Source organism: Streptomyces sp. SID5785 (assembly GCF_009870065.1).
Lineage (GTDB): Bacteria > Actinomycetota > Actinomycetes > Streptomycetales > Streptomycetaceae > Streptomyces.
This window is the reverse complement of the sequence record NZ_WWIA01001062.1, coordinates 1-14872: the sequence shown is the minus strand read 5'-3', so window position 1 is coordinate 14872 and position 14872 is coordinate 1. Positions and strand designations below refer to the sequence as shown.

Annotated in this window: 17 protein-coding genes; 10 read left to right on the top strand and 7 right to left on the bottom strand. The window is 73.1% G+C overall.

Annotated elements, in window-relative coordinates:
• On the bottom strand, nt 1–616 hold a 616-nt coding region (locus GTW43_RS34425; RefSeq protein WP_343246204.1), incomplete at its 3' end, for a BTAD domain-containing putative transcriptional regulator.
• A 190-nt stretch (nt 617–806) separates the two neighbouring features.
• Here GTW43_RS34425 and GTW43_RS34420 point away from each other — a divergent pair.
• Nucleotides 807–1616: a site-2 protease family protein gene (locus GTW43_RS34420; RefSeq protein ID WP_161305894.1), complete on the top strand. Its 810-nt coding sequence runs from the start codon at nt 807–809 to the stop codon at nt 1614–1616.
• Nucleotides 1617–1643: 27 nt separating this feature from the next.
• Here GTW43_RS34420 and GTW43_RS34415 read toward each other — a convergent pair whose 3' ends face one another.
• Nucleotides 1644–1838, bottom strand: a complete 195-nt coding sequence (locus GTW43_RS34415; RefSeq protein WP_161305893.1) for a hypothetical protein — start codon at nt 1836–1838, stop codon at nt 1644–1646.
• 97 nt (nt 1839–1935) lie between these two features.
• On the bottom strand, nt 1936–2661 hold the full coding sequence (gene npdG / locus GTW43_RS34410) for an NADPH-dependent F420 reductase (protein ID WP_161305892.1): 726 nt from the start codon (nt 2659–2661) through the stop codon (nt 1936–1938).
• Between the two features lie 128 nt (nt 2662–2789).
• Between npdG and GTW43_RS34405 the strand changes: the two genes are divergently transcribed.
• Entirely contained in the window at nt 2790–3401 is a 612-nt protein-coding gene (locus GTW43_RS34405; RefSeq protein ID WP_161305891.1) for a hypothetical protein, read from the top strand.
• 83 nt (nt 3402–3484) lie between these two features.
• A complete protein-coding gene (locus GTW43_RS34400) occupies nt 3485–4771 on the top strand; it encodes an MFS transporter (protein WP_161305890.1) in 1287 nt (428 codons plus the stop codon).
• 37 nt (nt 4772–4808) lie between these two features.
• On the opposite strand, the gene GTW43_RS34395 is transcribed toward GTW43_RS34400, so the two are convergent.
• The gene (locus tag GTW43_RS34395) at nt 4809–5051 is read right to left on the bottom strand and encodes a hypothetical protein (RefSeq protein WP_161305889.1); all 243 of its coding nucleotides are present in this window, start codon (nt 5049–5051) and stop codon (nt 4809–4811) included.
• Between the two features lie 78 nt (nt 5052–5129).
• Here GTW43_RS34395 and map point away from each other — a divergent pair, with 78 nt between their 5' ends.
• Together map and GTW43_RS34385 are read left to right on the top strand one after the other, a co-directional pair.
• Entirely contained in the window at nt 5130–5996 is an 867-nt protein-coding gene (gene map / locus GTW43_RS34390) for a type I methionyl aminopeptidase (protein WP_161305888.1), read from the top strand.
• 225 nt (nt 5997–6221) lie between these two features.
• Complete coding sequence (locus GTW43_RS34385; protein WP_161305887.1) at nt 6222–6872, top strand: biliverdin-producing heme oxygenase; 651 nt, start codon at nt 6222–6224, stop codon at nt 6870–6872.
• A 31-nt stretch (nt 6873–6903) separates the two neighbouring features.
• Here the strand turns inward: GTW43_RS34385 and GTW43_RS34380 are convergent, their stop codons facing one another.
• On the bottom strand, nt 6904–7563 hold the full coding sequence (locus tag GTW43_RS34380; RefSeq protein WP_343246205.1) for a PhzF family phenazine biosynthesis protein: 660 nt from the start codon (nt 7561–7563) through the stop codon (nt 6904–6906).
• 227 nt (nt 7564–7790) lie between these two features.
• On the opposite strand from GTW43_RS34380, the gene efeO reads away from it, so the two are divergent.
• From efeO to GTW43_RS34360, 4 genes are all read left to right on the top strand, one after another.
• Entirely contained in the window at nt 7791–8948 is a 1158-nt protein-coding gene (gene efeO / locus GTW43_RS34375; RefSeq protein ID WP_161305886.1) for an iron uptake system protein EfeO, read from the top strand.
• 10 nt (nt 8949–8958) lie between these two features.
• A complete protein-coding gene (gene efeB, locus GTW43_RS34370) occupies nt 8959–10278 on the top strand; it encodes an iron uptake transporter deferrochelatase/peroxidase subunit (RefSeq protein ID WP_161305885.1) in 1320 nt (439 codons plus the stop codon).
• Between the two features lie 5 nt (nt 10279–10283).
• Entirely contained in the window at nt 10284–11120 is an 837-nt protein-coding gene (gene efeU / locus GTW43_RS34365; protein WP_161305884.1) for an iron uptake transporter permease EfeU, read from the top strand.
• 86 nt (nt 11121–11206) lie between these two features.
• A complete protein-coding gene (locus tag GTW43_RS34360; RefSeq protein WP_161305883.1) occupies nt 11207–12190 on the top strand; it encodes a hypothetical protein in 984 nt (327 codons plus the stop codon).
• Nucleotides 12191–12209: 19 nt separating this feature from the next.
• On the opposite strand, the gene GTW43_RS34355 is transcribed toward GTW43_RS34360, so the two are convergent.
• Both GTW43_RS34355 and GTW43_RS34350 read right to left on the bottom strand, forming a co-directional pair.
• The gene (locus GTW43_RS34355) at nt 12210–12941 is read right to left on the bottom strand and encodes a bifunctional DNA primase/polymerase (protein WP_161305882.1); all 732 of its coding nucleotides are present in this window, start codon (nt 12939–12941) and stop codon (nt 12210–12212) included.
• A 139-nt stretch (nt 12942–13080) separates the two neighbouring features.
• On the bottom strand, nt 13081–13758 hold the full coding sequence (locus GTW43_RS34350; protein WP_161305881.1) for a TetR/AcrR family transcriptional regulator: 678 nt from the start codon (nt 13756–13758) through the stop codon (nt 13081–13083).
• Between the two features lie 178 nt (nt 13759–13936).
• On the opposite strand from GTW43_RS34350, the gene ddaH reads away from it, so the two are divergent.
• Nucleotides 13937–14749, top strand: coding sequence for a dimethylargininase (gene ddaH / locus GTW43_RS34345; protein WP_161305895.1), 813 nt, complete (start codon nt 13937–13939; stop codon nt 14747–14749).
• Nucleotides 14750–14872: the final 123 nt, after the last annotated feature.

Genomic DNA, 14872 nt, shown 5'->3' with positions numbered 1-14872 from the left:
CCTCGGCGGCGCGGCCGGTGTCCCGCAGGGCGCGCAGCTTCAGCACCTGGAGGGGCTCGTCGAACGGGTGGGCGTCGCCGAGGGCGGTCAGCTCGGGCAGCGCGGTCCCGGCCCGGCCGAGCGCGAGGAGCGCCGCGAGCCGGGTGCGGCTCGCGTCGAGGCGGCGGGCGTCCCAGCGGGCCGCCTCGGCGGTGCGGTCGGGCAGGTCGGCGAGCGCGGGCCCCTGCCACAGGGCGAGCGCGTCCTCGAGCAGGTCGGCCGCCTTGGCCGGGTTGCCGTCGGCCAGGGCGCGGACCCCGTCGGCGGTGAACCGCTCGAAGCGGAACAGGTCGATGTCGTCGGCGGTCGCCGCGAGCCGGTAGCCGCCCTCGGCGGAGTCGATCACGCCGGCCCCGACGGCCCGCCGCAGCCGGCCGACGAGGGCCTGGAGCGCGCCGCTCGCGTCGGCGGGCGGCTCGTCGCCCCACACCTCGTCGACGAGCAGGGCGGCGGGGACGGTCCGGCCGGGCCGCAGCGCGAGCACGGTGAGCAGGGCGCGCAGCCGCGCCCCGCCGACGGGGACGGCCGAGCCGTCGTCGCGGAGTACCTGGGTGGTGCCGAGAAGGCGATAGCGCACGGGCCCATTGTCCCCGCTCCGCCGGACGAGCGGGACGGCGGTGTGTGAGCGCGGCTGCGGGCCCTCGCCGGCCGGCCGCTGCGGGCCGGTGCGGCCGGAACCCACGCGCGGGCGTGACCGTTCCACCGGCAGGCCGGGTACGTTCGGTCACGTCACGGACCACCTTCTGCGACCCCGGGAGTTCCAGCCCATGAGCAGCGCCACCGCACGACGCCGCGGCGACAGCAGGATCAGCCCCGTCTTCCTCGGGATCGCCGCGGTGACGGCCGTGGCGGGCTGGGCGGTGTGGACGGACTTCGCGGCGGCCCCGGGCGTCGCGGTCTTCCTCTTCGTGACGGGCGCCTGGGTCGTCTCGCTGTGTCTGCACGAGTACGCGCACGCGCGCACCGCGCTGCACAGCGGCGATCTGTCGGTGCGCTCGAAGGGGTATCTCACCCTCGATCCGCTGAAGTACACGCACGCGCTGCTGAGCATCGTGCTGCCCGTGCTGTTCGTGATCATGGGCGGCATCGGCCTGCCCGGCGGCGCGGTCTACATCGAGCGGGGCCGCATCCACGGCCGGTGGAAGCACAGCCTGATCTCGGCGGCGGGCCCGCTGACCAACGTGCTGTTCGCGGTGGTCTGCACGGCCCCGTTCTGGCTGGACGGGCTCGACGGCGTGCCCGAGACGTTCCGGTACGCGCTGGGTTTCCTGGCGCTGCTCCAGGTGACGGCGGCGATCCTGAACTTCCTGCCGGTCCCGGGCCTGGACGGGTACGGGGTGATCGAGCCCTGGCTGTCGTACCGGATCAGGCGGCAGGTCGAGCCGTTCGCCCCGTTCGGCCTGCTCGCGGTGTTCGCCGTGCTCTGGATCCCGGAGGTGAACCAGTGGTTCTTCGACGTGGTCGACCACGTGCTGAACTGGCTGGGTGTGACCGAGTGGGACCGGTACTGGGGCCGGGCGTTCTACGAGTTCTGGAAGGGCACCCCGGAGATCCGGACGGTCACCGTGCCGCAGTAGGGCGGGCCCGGAAGGGCGCGGTCCCGGTCAGGCGCTCCCGGAGGGGCGCGAGGCCGCCTTCTCCATGCGCGCCTTGCGGACGTAGAACCACGTCATGTTCGACGTGATGCCCGCGATCAGCACCCACACGATGCCCAGGAAGCTGCCTTCGACGAAGGACACCACCGCGGCCACGACCGCGAGGAGGCAGACGACGAGGGCGAAGAGTGCGATGCGGGGCATGGGGGTCGGCTCCAATACGGCACGGCGGTGGTTCGCCGACCAGTGTCCCCCATGCCCCGCTGCGGCCCGTACGCGCCCTGAACGTACGGGCGTGTGGTTATACGTCTGTGATGCGCAGGCCCGCGTGCGCCTTGTAGCGGCGGTTGACCGAGATCAGGTTCGCGACGAGCGACTCGACCTGGTGGGCGTTGCGCAGCCGGCCCGCGAAGACGCCGCGCATCCCGGGGACCCGGGCGGTGAGCGCCTGGACGAGGTCGGTGTCCGCGCGGGACTCGCCGAGCACCATCACGTCGGTGTCGATCTCCTCCGTCTCCGGGTCGGCGAGCAGCACGGCGGACAGGTGGTGGAAGGCGGCCGTGACGCGGGAGTCCGGCAGCAGCGCCGCGGCCTGCTCCGCCGCGCTGCCCTCCTCGGGCCTCAGCGCGTACGCGCCCTTCTTGTCGAAGCCGAGCGGGTTGACGCAGTCGATCACGAGCTTGCCCGCGAGCTCCTCGCGCAGCGTCTCGAGCGTCGCACCGTGGCCGTCCCACGGCACGGCGACGATGACGATGTCGCTGCGCCGGGCGCACTCGGCGTTGTCGGCGCCCTCGATGCCCAGGTCCGCGCCGAGCTCCACGGCGGCGGCCTGTGCGCGCTCGGCGGCGCGGGAGCCGAGGATCACCTTCTGCCCGGCGCGGGCGAAGCGGTAGGCGAGGCCCTTGCCCTGCGGGCCGGTGCCGCCGAGCACGCCGACGACGAGCCCGGACACGTCGGGCAGGTCCCACGGATCCTTCGCGGGGGCTTTCGCGGGGGCCTCGGTCTGTGCGCTGTCACTGGTAGTCATGGAGCGACCTTACTCAGGCGTAGGCGCGCGGCGGGAGGGCGGCCGCACCGGGCGGGACCCGACCCGTACGGGCGGTCCTGAGCCGAACGGGCCCTACGGGCCTGCCGATTGGGGCACCATGCGGCCCCATGGACGCCGTACGAGTAGCCCTGCTGCGCGAGGTCCTCGCCGGGACGGGGTGGCCCGCCGCCACCCGCCGCTTCGCCGGGGCGCTGCGCTCCTCGGTGTCGGCGCACGGCGGCGGGCTGCTCCTGGTCGGCACCCCCGATCACGAGCCGTGGCACCTGGCCGCGCATCTGGTCGACGAGGCGGCCTGGTCCGGCACCCCGGAGCTGTCGCCGACGCTGGTGCGGCACGCGGCGCGGCCCGACGACCCGGCGCACCTGGCGGTCGGGCTCGGCCGGCTGGAGGCGGCGCGGCGCGGGGAGACGCTGCTGGTGGTGACGCCGGACGAGGCGGGCGCGCCGCTGCTCGAGCGGGTGCACGACGCGCGCCGGGCCGGTGCGACGGTCCTCGCGCTGGACGCGGACACGGCGGGCGGCAGGGAGCTGCGGGCCATGGCGCACGACGCGCTGACCGTGCCCGGCGACACGGATCTCGATCTGGACACGGTGCAGCACCTGGTGAGCGCGGCAGCCGGGGAGAACGCGCTGCCGGCGCCCCGTTCCCGCCGGGGCTTCCGGGACCGTCTCTCCCGGCTGGCCGACCATCTGACGGCGCCACCGCCGGCCCGCTGGTGACCCGGTGCGGGCGGCCCGGGCAGCCCGGGCGGCGGAAACAAATGCGTTGCCGTCGGGGCGGGCCGCGCCGAGCATGAGTGCTCGTGTCCTCGAAACCCCCGCGCTCCCGGAAGCGCTCCGCCCTGCTGCCCGATCTGACGCCGTGGCGCACGGTCCGGGACTTCCGTCTGCTGTGGACGCAGGGGCTGGTGACGTACTTCGGCAGCTTCATGGCGATGGTCGCGCTGCCGCTCCAGATCAAGGACCTGACGGACTCGCCGCTCGCGGTGGGGGCGATGGGCGCCGTGGAGCTGGTGCCGCTCGTGGTGTGCGGCCTGTACGGGGGCGCGCTGGCGGACGCGGTGGACCGGCGCCGGGTGATCCTGTGGACGGAGGCCGCGCTCGGCGGCCTGGCGGTCGTGCTGTTCGTGAACGCGCTGCTGCCGAGCCCCCTGCTGTGGCCGCTGTACCTCGTCGCGGCCGGCGTCTCGGGGCTCGCGGGTCTGCAACGTCCGGCGCTGGACTCGCTGATCGCCCGGATCGTGCCGCACGACCAGCTGACCGCCGCCGCGGCGCTCAACGCGCTGCGCTGGAACGCGGGCGCGATCGCGGGGCCCGCGCTGGCCGGGGTCGTCGTCGCGTACGCGGGGCACGCGACCGCTTACGCCGTGACGATCACCGGGTTCGCCGTCTCGGTGCTGCTGTGCCGGCGGCTGGCCCCGGCGCCGGCCGCGCACGACGCGGTGAAGCCGTCACTGCGGGGGCTCGCCGAGGGGGCGGCCTACGCGTGGTCGCGGCCGGTGCTGCTCGGCACGTACGCGGTGGACATGGCGGCGATGTTCTTCGCGTTCCCGAACACGATCTTCCCGTTCCTCGCGGACGACCTGGACGCGCCGTGGGCACTCGGCCTGATGTACGCGGCGGGCGCGGTCGGCTCGCTGCTGTGCTCGCTGACCAGCGGCTGGACGTCCCGGGTGCGCCGGCACGGGCTGCTCGTGGTGGGCGGGGCCGCCGGGTGGGGGCTGGCGATCGCCGCGGCGGGCCTGTGCACGAACGTGTGGCTGGTGCTCGGGTGCCTGGCGGTGGCCGGTGCGGGCGACATGGTGAGCGGCCTGGGCCGCTCGACGATCTGGAACCAGACCATCCCCGACGCCCTGCGCGGCCGCCTCGCCGGCATCGAGGTGCTGTCCTACAGCGTCGGCCCGCAGCTGGGCCAGTTGCGGGCGGGTGCGGCGGCGGGCTGGACGGGCACCCGGACGGCGATCTGGTCGGGCGGCGCGGCCTGCGTCCTGTCGGTCGCGGCCCTCGCCGCCGCACTCCCGAAGATCCTCACGTACGACGCCGAGACCGACGAGGACGCCGTCCTCCGCCGCCAGGTGCCGGCCCCGTAGAGACGGAAGACGCCGCCGCGGGACCGGACCGCGTCGGCTACGACGGGCCCCCGGTCGAGTCGTCCGGGCCCGCGGAGCGGTCGTGCCAGCGCGGGTCCGCCTCCCACTCGAGGTTCCGCTCGCGGGCCGTCTCCATCGCGTGCTCGGCCTCCGCACGGGAGGGGTACGGCCCGAACCGGTCCTTGGCGGGGCACTCGGGCCCCTCCTCGACCTTCTGGTGCTCCAGGCAGTAGTACCACTCGCCCGGTTTTCCGACGGTCCGCTTCTTGAACAGGGCCACGGCCCACTCCTCTCGTCGGGGTCTCGCCTCGGCGCTCAGAGCCATGGTCCCCCACCGCCGCTCGTTACACTCGCTGGCATGTCAGTCCCGTCGCAGTCGTCGCTTCTCGTCCCCGGGGAACTGTCCCCGGCCCGCTCCGTGCCGGGGAACATCCGGCGCCCCGAGTACGTGGGCAAGCCCGCGCCCACTCCGTACAAGGGCCCGGAGGTGCAGACCCCGGAGACCGTCGAGGCGATGCGGGTCGCCGGGCGGATCGCGGCGCAGGCCATGGAGGAGGCGGCGAAGGCCATCGCCCCCGGCGTCACGACGGACGAGCTGGACCGCATCGCGCACGCCTACATGTGCGACCACGGCGCCTACCCCTCGACCCTCGGCTACCGCGGCTTCCCCAAGTCGCTGTGCACGAGCGTCAACGAGGTCATCTGCCACGGCATCCCGGACTCGACCGTGCTGCGCGACGGCGACATCGTCAACCTGGACGTGACCGCGTACATCGGCGGGGTGCACGGGGACAACAACGCGACGTACCTGGTGGGTGACGTGGACGAGGAGTCGCGGCTGCTCGTCGAGCGCACCCGCGAGTCCCTGAACCGGGCGATCAAGGCCGTGAAGCCGGGCCGCCAGATCAACATCATCGGCCGGGTCATCGAGTCGTACGCCAAGCGCTTCGGGTACGGGGTCGTGCGGGACTTCACGGGGCACGGCATCAACTCCTCGTTCCACAGCGGCCTGATCGTCCCGCACTACGACTCCCCGCACGCGACGACGGTGATCCAGCCCGGCATGACGTTCACGATCGAGCCGATGCTGACGCTGGGCACGCACGACTACGACATGTGGGACGACGGGTGGACCGTCGTGACGAAGGACCGCCGGCGGACGGCCCAGTTCGAGCACACGCTGGTGGTCACGGACACGGGCGCGGAGATCCTGACCCTGCCGTAGCCCAGAGCCCGCGGTCCGCCGCACCGTACGGAAGCAGAGCCCGCCCCCGGCACCGGGGGCGGGCTCTGGCGCGTTCGCGGGCGGCCGTCCCCGGGCCGGCGCTCTTGCTTCGGCTTCTTACGTTCGGCTGATCCGGAAGAGGGTAGGTTTTTTACCGACAGGATGTCGGGAAGGCTGCTACATTAGGCAAGCCTAACCTAATCACACTCGCCGGCGGAGGCCCCCATGGACACCCCGTTCTCCACTCTCATCCGCACCGCGTCGCACGAGCAGCACACCGAGGCGGAGACCTCGACGTTCATGGGTGACCTGCTGGGCGGAGCCCTCGGGGTGGAGGCGTACGCGCGGTACACGGAGCAGCTGTGGTTCGTGTACCGGGCCCTGGAGGCCGACGCGGAGAAGCTGGCGCTGGACCCGGTCGCGGGCCCGTTCGTCCAGTCCGAGCTGCTGCGGCTGCCGGAGCTGGAGCGCGACCTCGCCCACCTGCGGGGCCCCGACTGGCGCGCCTCGACGTCCGCCCTGCCGGCGACGGAGGAGTACGCGGCGCGGGTCGCGGAGTGCGCCGCGACCTGGCCCGCCGGTTACGTGGCGCACCACTACACGCGCTACCTGGGCGACCTGTCGGGCGGGCAGATCATCCGCGACAAGGCGGAGCGCACCTGGGGCTTCTCGCGCAAGGGCGACGGCGTGCGGTTCTACGTGTTCGAGCAGGTGACGAATCCGGCGGCGTTCAAGCGCGGTTACCGCGAGCTGCTGGACGCGATCGCGGTGGACGACCTGGAGAAGCAGCGCGTGATCGCCGAGTGCAAGCGGGCGTTCGCGCTGAACACGGCGGTGTTCGCGGCGCTGGGCGACGAGTTCTCCTCGGCCGCCTGACAGCCGTGCCGCGTGACAGCCGCGTCGCCGGTCAGCCGGCGAGGCGGACCCGGCCGCCGACCTCCACCCAGCCGTCCGGCTGGGGCGCGGTGAGGATCTGCGAGCCCGCGCCCTGGCGGATGTTCAGGGCGCGGCCGAGCTCGTCCGTGAGGAGCAGGGCGGCGGCACCGGTCGCCTCGTCCTCCACGATGCCGTCGTCGCGGCCGGGGAAGGCCCGCGCGCGGACCCGGCCCGCGGCCTCGTCCTCCCACGCCCAGGCGTAGATCCACTCCCCGCCGGGCGGCACCGGCAGCGCGTCCACCTCCGCGGCGGAGGCGTACCGGCGCAGGGTGCGCGGCGGGGCCCACGCGGCGCGCGCCTCGATCCAGCTGAACTCGCCGTCCAGGCGGGTGCCGATCACCCCGGCGGGCACGCTCAGTTCGGGCACGTCGAGCAGCCAGGCGCTGCCGACGCAGGGGTGCCCGGCGAAGGGCAGCCGCAGGGTCGGGGTGTAGATGTCGAGGACGCCGCGCTCCGGGTCGTCGACGAACACGGTCTCGCTGAAGCCGAGTTTGCCCGCGAAGGCCTGCCGGTCGGCGCGGGCGGGCAGCACCGAACCGTCGCGCACGACGCCCAGTTCGTTGCCGTGCCGGCCGTCCGGCGCGCAGAAGACGCGCAGGACGTCGTAGGGCACGCTGTCGAGGCTGTCCACGTTCTCCACGCCCCGCAGTGAACCACGCAGCGCCGCGGCCCGCCGCCCTTGACCGTCCCTTGACCCGTCCGTGGGTCGCCCGAGGGTCGGTCGTGTCCCGGCCGCGACCAGCCTCTTCGCATGAGAGCTGAATCACGGGACGGACGGGTGGAACTGAGGTAAGCCTCATATAAGTTAGGGCCGCCTTAGTCGAAGCTGTGCACGTCCTGTACCTACCTGGAGCCCGCATGCGAGCCGTCCGACTCACCGTCGCCACCGCCGTCGCCACGGTGGCCGCCCTGACCGCCGTCACGGGCTGCACCGAGAAGAGCGACGCCAAGGGCGAGGGCTCCGGCGCGATCAAGGTGACCGCGACGGACGAAAGCTGCAAGGTCTCCGCGACCTCCTTCCCCGCCGGGCACGTCGAGCTCGCCGTCGAGAACAAGGGCTCCCGGGTCACCGAGGTCGAGATCCTCTTCCCCGACGACCGCATCGTCTCCGAGCGGGAGAACATCGGCCCCGGCACCAAGCACACCCTCACCGCCGAGGTGAAGACCGGCGACTACCGCATCGCCTGCATCCCCGGCATGAAGGGCAAGGGCTTCCGCAAGGACGTGAAGGCCACCGGCGGCAAGGCCCCCGCGAAGCGCGACCCGCGCCTCGACAAGGCCGTCGCCGCCTACCGCCAGTACGCGCAGGCGCAGGCCGACGAGACGCTGCCCAAGGTGAAGACGTTCACGGACGCCGTCCGCGAGGGCGACGTCGACGCCGCCAAGAAGGCGTACGCCACCTCCCGCATCGGCTGGGAGCGCACCGAGCCGGTCGCCGAGTCCTTCGGCAATATCGACCCGAAGGTCGACGTCCGCGAGGACGGTCTCGAGGACGGCCAGGACCCGAAGACGGACTGGACCGGCTGGCACCGCCTGGAGAAGGCGCTGTGGAAGGACGGGAAGATCGGCTCCCGCGAGAAGGAGCTGGCGACGCTGCTCGACAAGGACCTGAAGGACTGGCAGCAGCGCGTCGGCAAGGCCGAGATCACCCCGACCTCGATGGCCAACGGCGCCAAGGAGCTGCTCGACGAGGTCGCCACCGGCAAGGTCACCGGCGAGGAGGAGCGCTACTCGCACACCGACCTGGTCGACTTCAAGGCCAACGTCGAGGGCGCCGAGCAGGCCTACGACCTGCTCAAGCCGGTCGCCTCGGAGAACGACGCGGCGCTGACCAAGGAACTCGACCGCCAGTTCGCCGCCCTGGACACGCTGCTCGACAAGTACCGCACGGACAAGAAGTCCTACGACTTCACCGCCTACGACAAGGTCGCCAAGGCGGACCGCAAGGAACTGTCCGACGCGGTCAACGCGCTCGCGGAGCCGCTGTCGAAGCTGGCCGCGGCCGTCGTCAAGTAGGCACCGCCCGATGAGCGAGAAGCACGAGGAGGCCGCCGCCGTGACGGAACCGGACCAGGAACCGGCCGCGGCGCCGCCCCCCGCGTCCCCGAGTCCGTCCCGGCGCGCGCTGCTCACCGTCGGCGGGGCCGGGCTCGCGCTCGGTGCCGCCGCCGCGGGCGGCGGGGTGGCGCTGAGCCGCACCGGCGACGACACCCTGCAGCCCGCCGCGGACACCGGCGGCGCGGTGCCCTTCCACGGCGCGCACCAGGCGGGCATCGCCACCCCGGTGCAGGACCGGCTGCACTTCGCCGCGTTCGACGTGAAGACGGACGACCGCGAGGAGTTCGTGCAGCTGCTCAAGGACTGGACGCGGGCCGCCGCACTGATGTGCGCGGGCCGGCCGGTCGGCGACGGAGCGTACGGCGGGCTGCCGGAGGCGCCGCCGGACGACACCGGCGAGGCGCTCGGGCTGCGGCCGTCCCGGCTGACCCTGACGCTCGGTCTCGGGCCCTCGCTGTTCGAGAAGCACGGCAAGGCCCTCGGCATCGCGGACCGGCGGCCCGAGGCGCTCGTCGACCTCCCCCGGTTCCCCGGCGACAACCTCGACGCGGCGCGCTCCGGCGGCGACCTGTGCGTGCAGGCCTGCGCCGACGACCCGCAGGTCGCGGTGCACGCCATCCGCAACCTGGCCCGGATCGGCTTCGGCAAGGTCGCGGTGCGCTGGTCGCAGCTCGGCTTCGGCAAGACGTCGTCGACGACGCCGGGGGCGCAGACGCCGCGCAACCTGTTCGGCTTCAAGGACGGCACCCGCAACATCGCGGGCACCGAGACGGACCGCCTGGACCGGCACGTGTGGGTCGGCGACCCGACGTGGATGGAGGGCGGCTCGTACCTCGTCGCGCGCCGGATCCGGATGAACATCGAGACCTGGGACCGCACCTCGCTGCAGGAGCAGGAGGACGTGTTCGGCCGTGACAAGAAGGCCGGCGCCCCCGTCGGCAAGGCGAAGGAGCACGACCCGCCGTTCCTGAAGGCGATGAAGCCGGACGCGCACGTGCGGCTCGCGCACCCGGACTCCAACCACGGGGCGACGATCCTGCGCCGCGGCTACTCCTTCACCGACGGCACGGACGGACTCGGCCGGCTCGACGCCGGCCTGTTCTTCCTCGCGTACCAGAAGGACGTGCGCACGGGGTTCGTCCCCGTGCAGCGCAGCCTCGCGACGGACGCGCTCAACGAGTACACGCAGCACGTCGGTTCGGCGGTGTTCGCGATCCCGCCGGGCGTGCGGGACGGCAAGGACTGGTGGGGCCGCGGCCTCTTCGAAGGCACCGGGGAAGGGGCCTGAACGCGATGTTCGCGAACTATCTGATCGGCCTGCGTGAGGGGCTCGAGGCCAGCCTCATCGTCTGCATCCTCATCGCGTACCTGGTGAAGACGGACCGCAGGGACGCCCTGAAACCGGTGTGGCTCGGCGTCGGCGTGGCCGTGCTGGTGGCCTTCGGGTTCGGCGCGGCCCTGGAGTTCGGCTCGCAGGAGATGACGTTCAAGGCGCAGGAGGCGCTCGGCGGTTCGCTGTCGATCGTCGCCGTGGGCCTCGTGACGTGGATGGTGTTCTGGATGCGGCGCACCGCCCGGCACCTGAGGACGGAGCTGCAGGGCAAGCTCGACGCGGCGCTGCAGATGGGCACGGCGGCGCTGGTCGTCACGGCGTTCCTCGCGGTGGGCCGGGAGGGCCTGGAGACCTCGCTGTTCGTGTGGACGGCGGTGCACGCCACCAGCGACGGCACGACGGAGCCGGTGATCGGCGCGCTGCTCGGCCTCGCCACGGCGGTGGTGCTCGGCTGGCTGTTCTACCGGGGCGCCCTGCGCATCAACCTGGCGAAGTTCTTCACCTGGACCGGCGGCATGCTGGTCGTCGTGGCCGCGGGTGTCCTCGCGTACGGTGTGCACGACCTCCAGGAGGCCGACTTCATCGGCGGTCTGAACACCCTGGCGTTCGACATCAGCTCCACGATCGCGCCGGACGGCTGGCTGGGCACGCTCCTCAAGGGCGTCTTCAACTTCCAGCCGGACCCGACGGTGCTGCAAGTGATCGTCTGGTGCGTCTACTTGGTGCCCACGCTCGCGCTGTTCTTCGCCCCGCCCGGACTGCTCTCCCGCCGCCCGCGGGCGCGCGCCGAGGCCTGACCGGCTCCGGGCGGGGCCGGGGGCGCCACGGCCGGTCCGTGCCCGGTAGGGTTCGGCCCCGGGAAGGGGTAGGTGAGTTCAAGGTCATGAGCGAGGTCAGGAACAGGCGCGTCCGGCCGGCCGTGACGGCCGTCACCGCGGTCGCGCTGGTGTCCCTCACGGCGAGCGGCTGCGTCACCGTGCACGGCGAGCTCGAGCTCGTCCCGACGACCACGAAGGGACAGGCCGCACGGGCCCTCGACACCTTCGTGACCGCGTACAACAAGGCGGACCGGACGTACGAGCGGTCCGCCGACGAGAAGTACGTGACGGGTCCGCTCGGGGCGATCGACGCGGCCAAGCTGAAGGCGGGCCGGGCGCTGGCGCCCGAGGGCAACCCCAAGCACGTGCCGCTGAAGCTCACCGACGTGCAGTACACCGTGCCCAGGAAGGCGGGCTGGCCGCGCTGGTTCGTCGCGAACGCGGACACCAACAAGGGGACGGACACCCGCTGGCTGCTGGTCTTCACCCGCGACGCGGAGCAGCGTCCCTGGGCCGTCTCGTACCTGACGGTGGTGGCCGAGGACGACGTGCCCGCGTTCGAGGTGGGCGCGGACGGCTGGGGCAAGGCCGTGGACGCCCGCGGTTCCGGTCTCGCGGTGCGGCCGGCCGAGCTGCCGCAGCGGTACACGGGCTATCTGAAGGACGGCGGCGACGGGTTCACCGACGGCCCGTACACCTCGGTGTGGCGCGAGACCCGCAAGAAGAACGAGTCGCGCCCCGGCCTCGCGACGCAGTACATCGACGAGCCGCTCACCTCGGGCGACTACGCGCCGGTGGGACTGCGCACCCGGGACGGCGGGGCGCTCGTCTTCTTCACGACGCGGCGCTACGAGAAGCAGACCGCGTCGCAGGGCAGCGATCTGCCCGCGATCAACCCCAGCGTGAAGGCGCTGATGACGGGCGAGCCGAAGCAGTCCGCGACGTTCGGCTACGTGTCGAACCAGGCGGCGCTCGTCCCCGCGGGTTCCGGCGGGGACGTGCGGGTCCTGGGCCGCGTCCAGGGCATCACGACGGCCGAGGGGTCCTAGGGCCTGACTCAGGCCCGGTTCAGGCCGAGGGCCAGGCCGAGGTGTAGTCCGGTTCGGCGCCCGCGTGGCGGGCGCAGGCGTCGGTGAGGGCCTCGAGGAGGGTGAGCGGGTCCGGCAGCTGGTGCTCCGGGCCGCGCACCCAGGTCACCGCGCGGTCACCGGGCAGCCGGGCGGGCGGCACCAGGACGTAGGAACCGCGGCAGTGCCAGCGCATGCCGGGGTGCTCGTCCATCGTCTCGGGGTGGCAGTCCAGCTCGCAGGGCCACCACTCGTCCTCGTCCTCCGGGGTGCCGCGGGTCGCCGTGAAGAACAGCATGCGGTCCCCGCCGGACTCGGCGACGGGGCCGACCTCGACGCCGGTCGACACCAGCCGCTCCAGCGCCTCGCGGCCGGCCTCCAGCGGGACGTCGAGCACGTCGTGGACCATGCCGGTCGCGGTGACGAAGTTGGCCTGCGGCTGGTGCCGGGCCCAGCGCTCGATCTGCGCCGGGTCCGTCGTGGACTGGGTCTGCCAGGCGAACGAGAGCGGGTGCCGGCCCGGAGTCGGACAGCCGATGCGATTGCACGAACAGCGGTAGTCGGCGGGGTGTGCGGCCGGGGCCAGCGGCAGTCCGGCGCCCGCGGCGGCGAGCAGCAGCGCTTCGCGGTCCGGGTCGACGGCGTCCTGTCTGGGTCCGCCGCGCGAGGCCTTCAGCCACCGGGAGAACCGGCCCAGGCCGCCGTGTCCGCTGCCGTCGTGCGCCGCGCCCATCTATCCCCTCACCATCGCCGTCGTGCCCGCGTCCGGAGGAATCCCGGACCACCATGGTCCCACCATCCTGCTCCCCGGGTGGCCACACTTCCCCTCCGGGGTGCCCGAGGCACCCGCGCAACCCCGCTGACCTGCGTACTCAGTCGGCCTCGGGGTCCCGGGGGCGGGCGGCGATGCCGTACAGGGCGTACTCGACGAGACGGTCGGTGTAGGCGTGGTCCAGCGGGCCGGTGCCCTGCAGCCAGCGCTGGGCGATCGGCGAGACGAACAGGTCGCGGGCGGTCTCGGGGTCGATGCCGGCGCGCACCTGTCCGGCCTCCTGCGCGGACCGCAGCCGGGCCGCGTACAGGTCGAGGCCGGGCATCAGGAGCTTGCGGACGAAGTTCTCGGCGAAGGCCGGGTCGGACAGCCCCTCGGCGGCCAGGGCGCGGGCGGGCGCCTCGAAGCGGGGGTCCTTGAGCTCGTCGACGGTGGCGCGCAGCACGCGCTTCAGGTCGGCGGCGAGGTCGCCGGTGTCGGGCAGCCCCGAGGCGCCGACGGGTGTGCCGGGGTGCTGCTCGGCGGCCGCCCGGGCGTTCTGCTCGTTGAGGTCCATGAAGGCCTCCATCAGGACCTCGGCCTTCGAGCCCCACCAGCGGTAGATCGTCTGCTTGCCGACGCCGGCGCGGGCGGCGATGCCCTCGATCGTGGTCCGGGGGTAGCCGATCTCCCCGATGAGGGAGAGGGCGGCGTCGTAGATGGCGCGGCGGGAGCGCTCGCTGCGGCGGGCCGCGTCGGGGGCGGTCTTCTTCGCGGGCGTGGCGGGTGTCGCTGACATGGATCGAATGTAGCAAGTAGGGCGAGGCGAGACGTACCGTCTCCTCAGGGGCGGAGCTCGCGGGACGGGGCCACCGCGAACCACCCGTTCGGTTCACAGCCCTGAGGGCTCCCCCGGCCGCACCATGGCGACATCACCACCATCAGCACCCTGCGGTCGTGAGGAGCCCTCATTGCTTCTGGAACGGTGCGCCACACCCCGGCGCTATCTCATGTGCCCGCCCGAGCACTTCCGGGTCACGTACTCGATCAACCCGTGGATGGACCCGGCGAAACCCGTCGACGTCCCCCTCGCCGTCGCCCAGTGGGAGGACCTGCGCGAGAAGTACCGCGCGCTCGGCCACACCGTCGAGGTCCTCGACCCGCGGCCCGGCCTGCCCGACATGGTGTTCGCGGCCAACGGCGCGACCGTGGTGGAGGGGCGGGTGCTCGGCGCCCGCTTCGCCCATCCGCAGCGCGGCCCCGAGGCCCTCGCGCACCTGGAGTGGTTCCGGGCGCACGGGTACGCGGAGGTGTGCGAGCCGGTGCATGTGAACGAGGGCGAGGGCGACTTCGCCGTCACCGCGTCCTACGTCCTGGCGGGGCGCGGCTTCCGGGCGTCGCCGCTGTCGCACGGGGAGGCGCAGGAGTTCTTCGGGCGGCCCGTGATCGGGCTCGACCTCGTCGACCCGCGCTTCTACCACCTGGACACGGCGCTGGCCGTGCTCGACGACGCCGCCGACGAGGTCATGTACTACCCGGCGGCGTTCTCCGCGGGGAGCCGGGCGGTGCTGCGGCGGCTGTTCCCGGACGCGCTGGTGGTCGACGAGGCGGACGCGGTGTCCTTCGGACTCAACGCGGTGTCGGACGGGCTGCGGGTGGTGCTGCCGCAGGGGGCCGTGGGGTTGTTCGGGGCGTTGCGGGGGCGGGGGTTCGAGCCGGTCGGGGTCGACCTGTCGGAGCTCCTGAAGGGGGGCGGGTCGGTGAAGTGCTGCACGCTTGAGCTCCGCTGAGCCGGTGTCGATCGCCGGGTGCGGGCCCGGTGGTGGGCTGGTCGCGCAGTTCCCCGCGCCCCTGGAGATGCGGACTTCGTCCGCTACCTCCATCGGGGAAATGCGGCGCGCAGCGCCTGCATT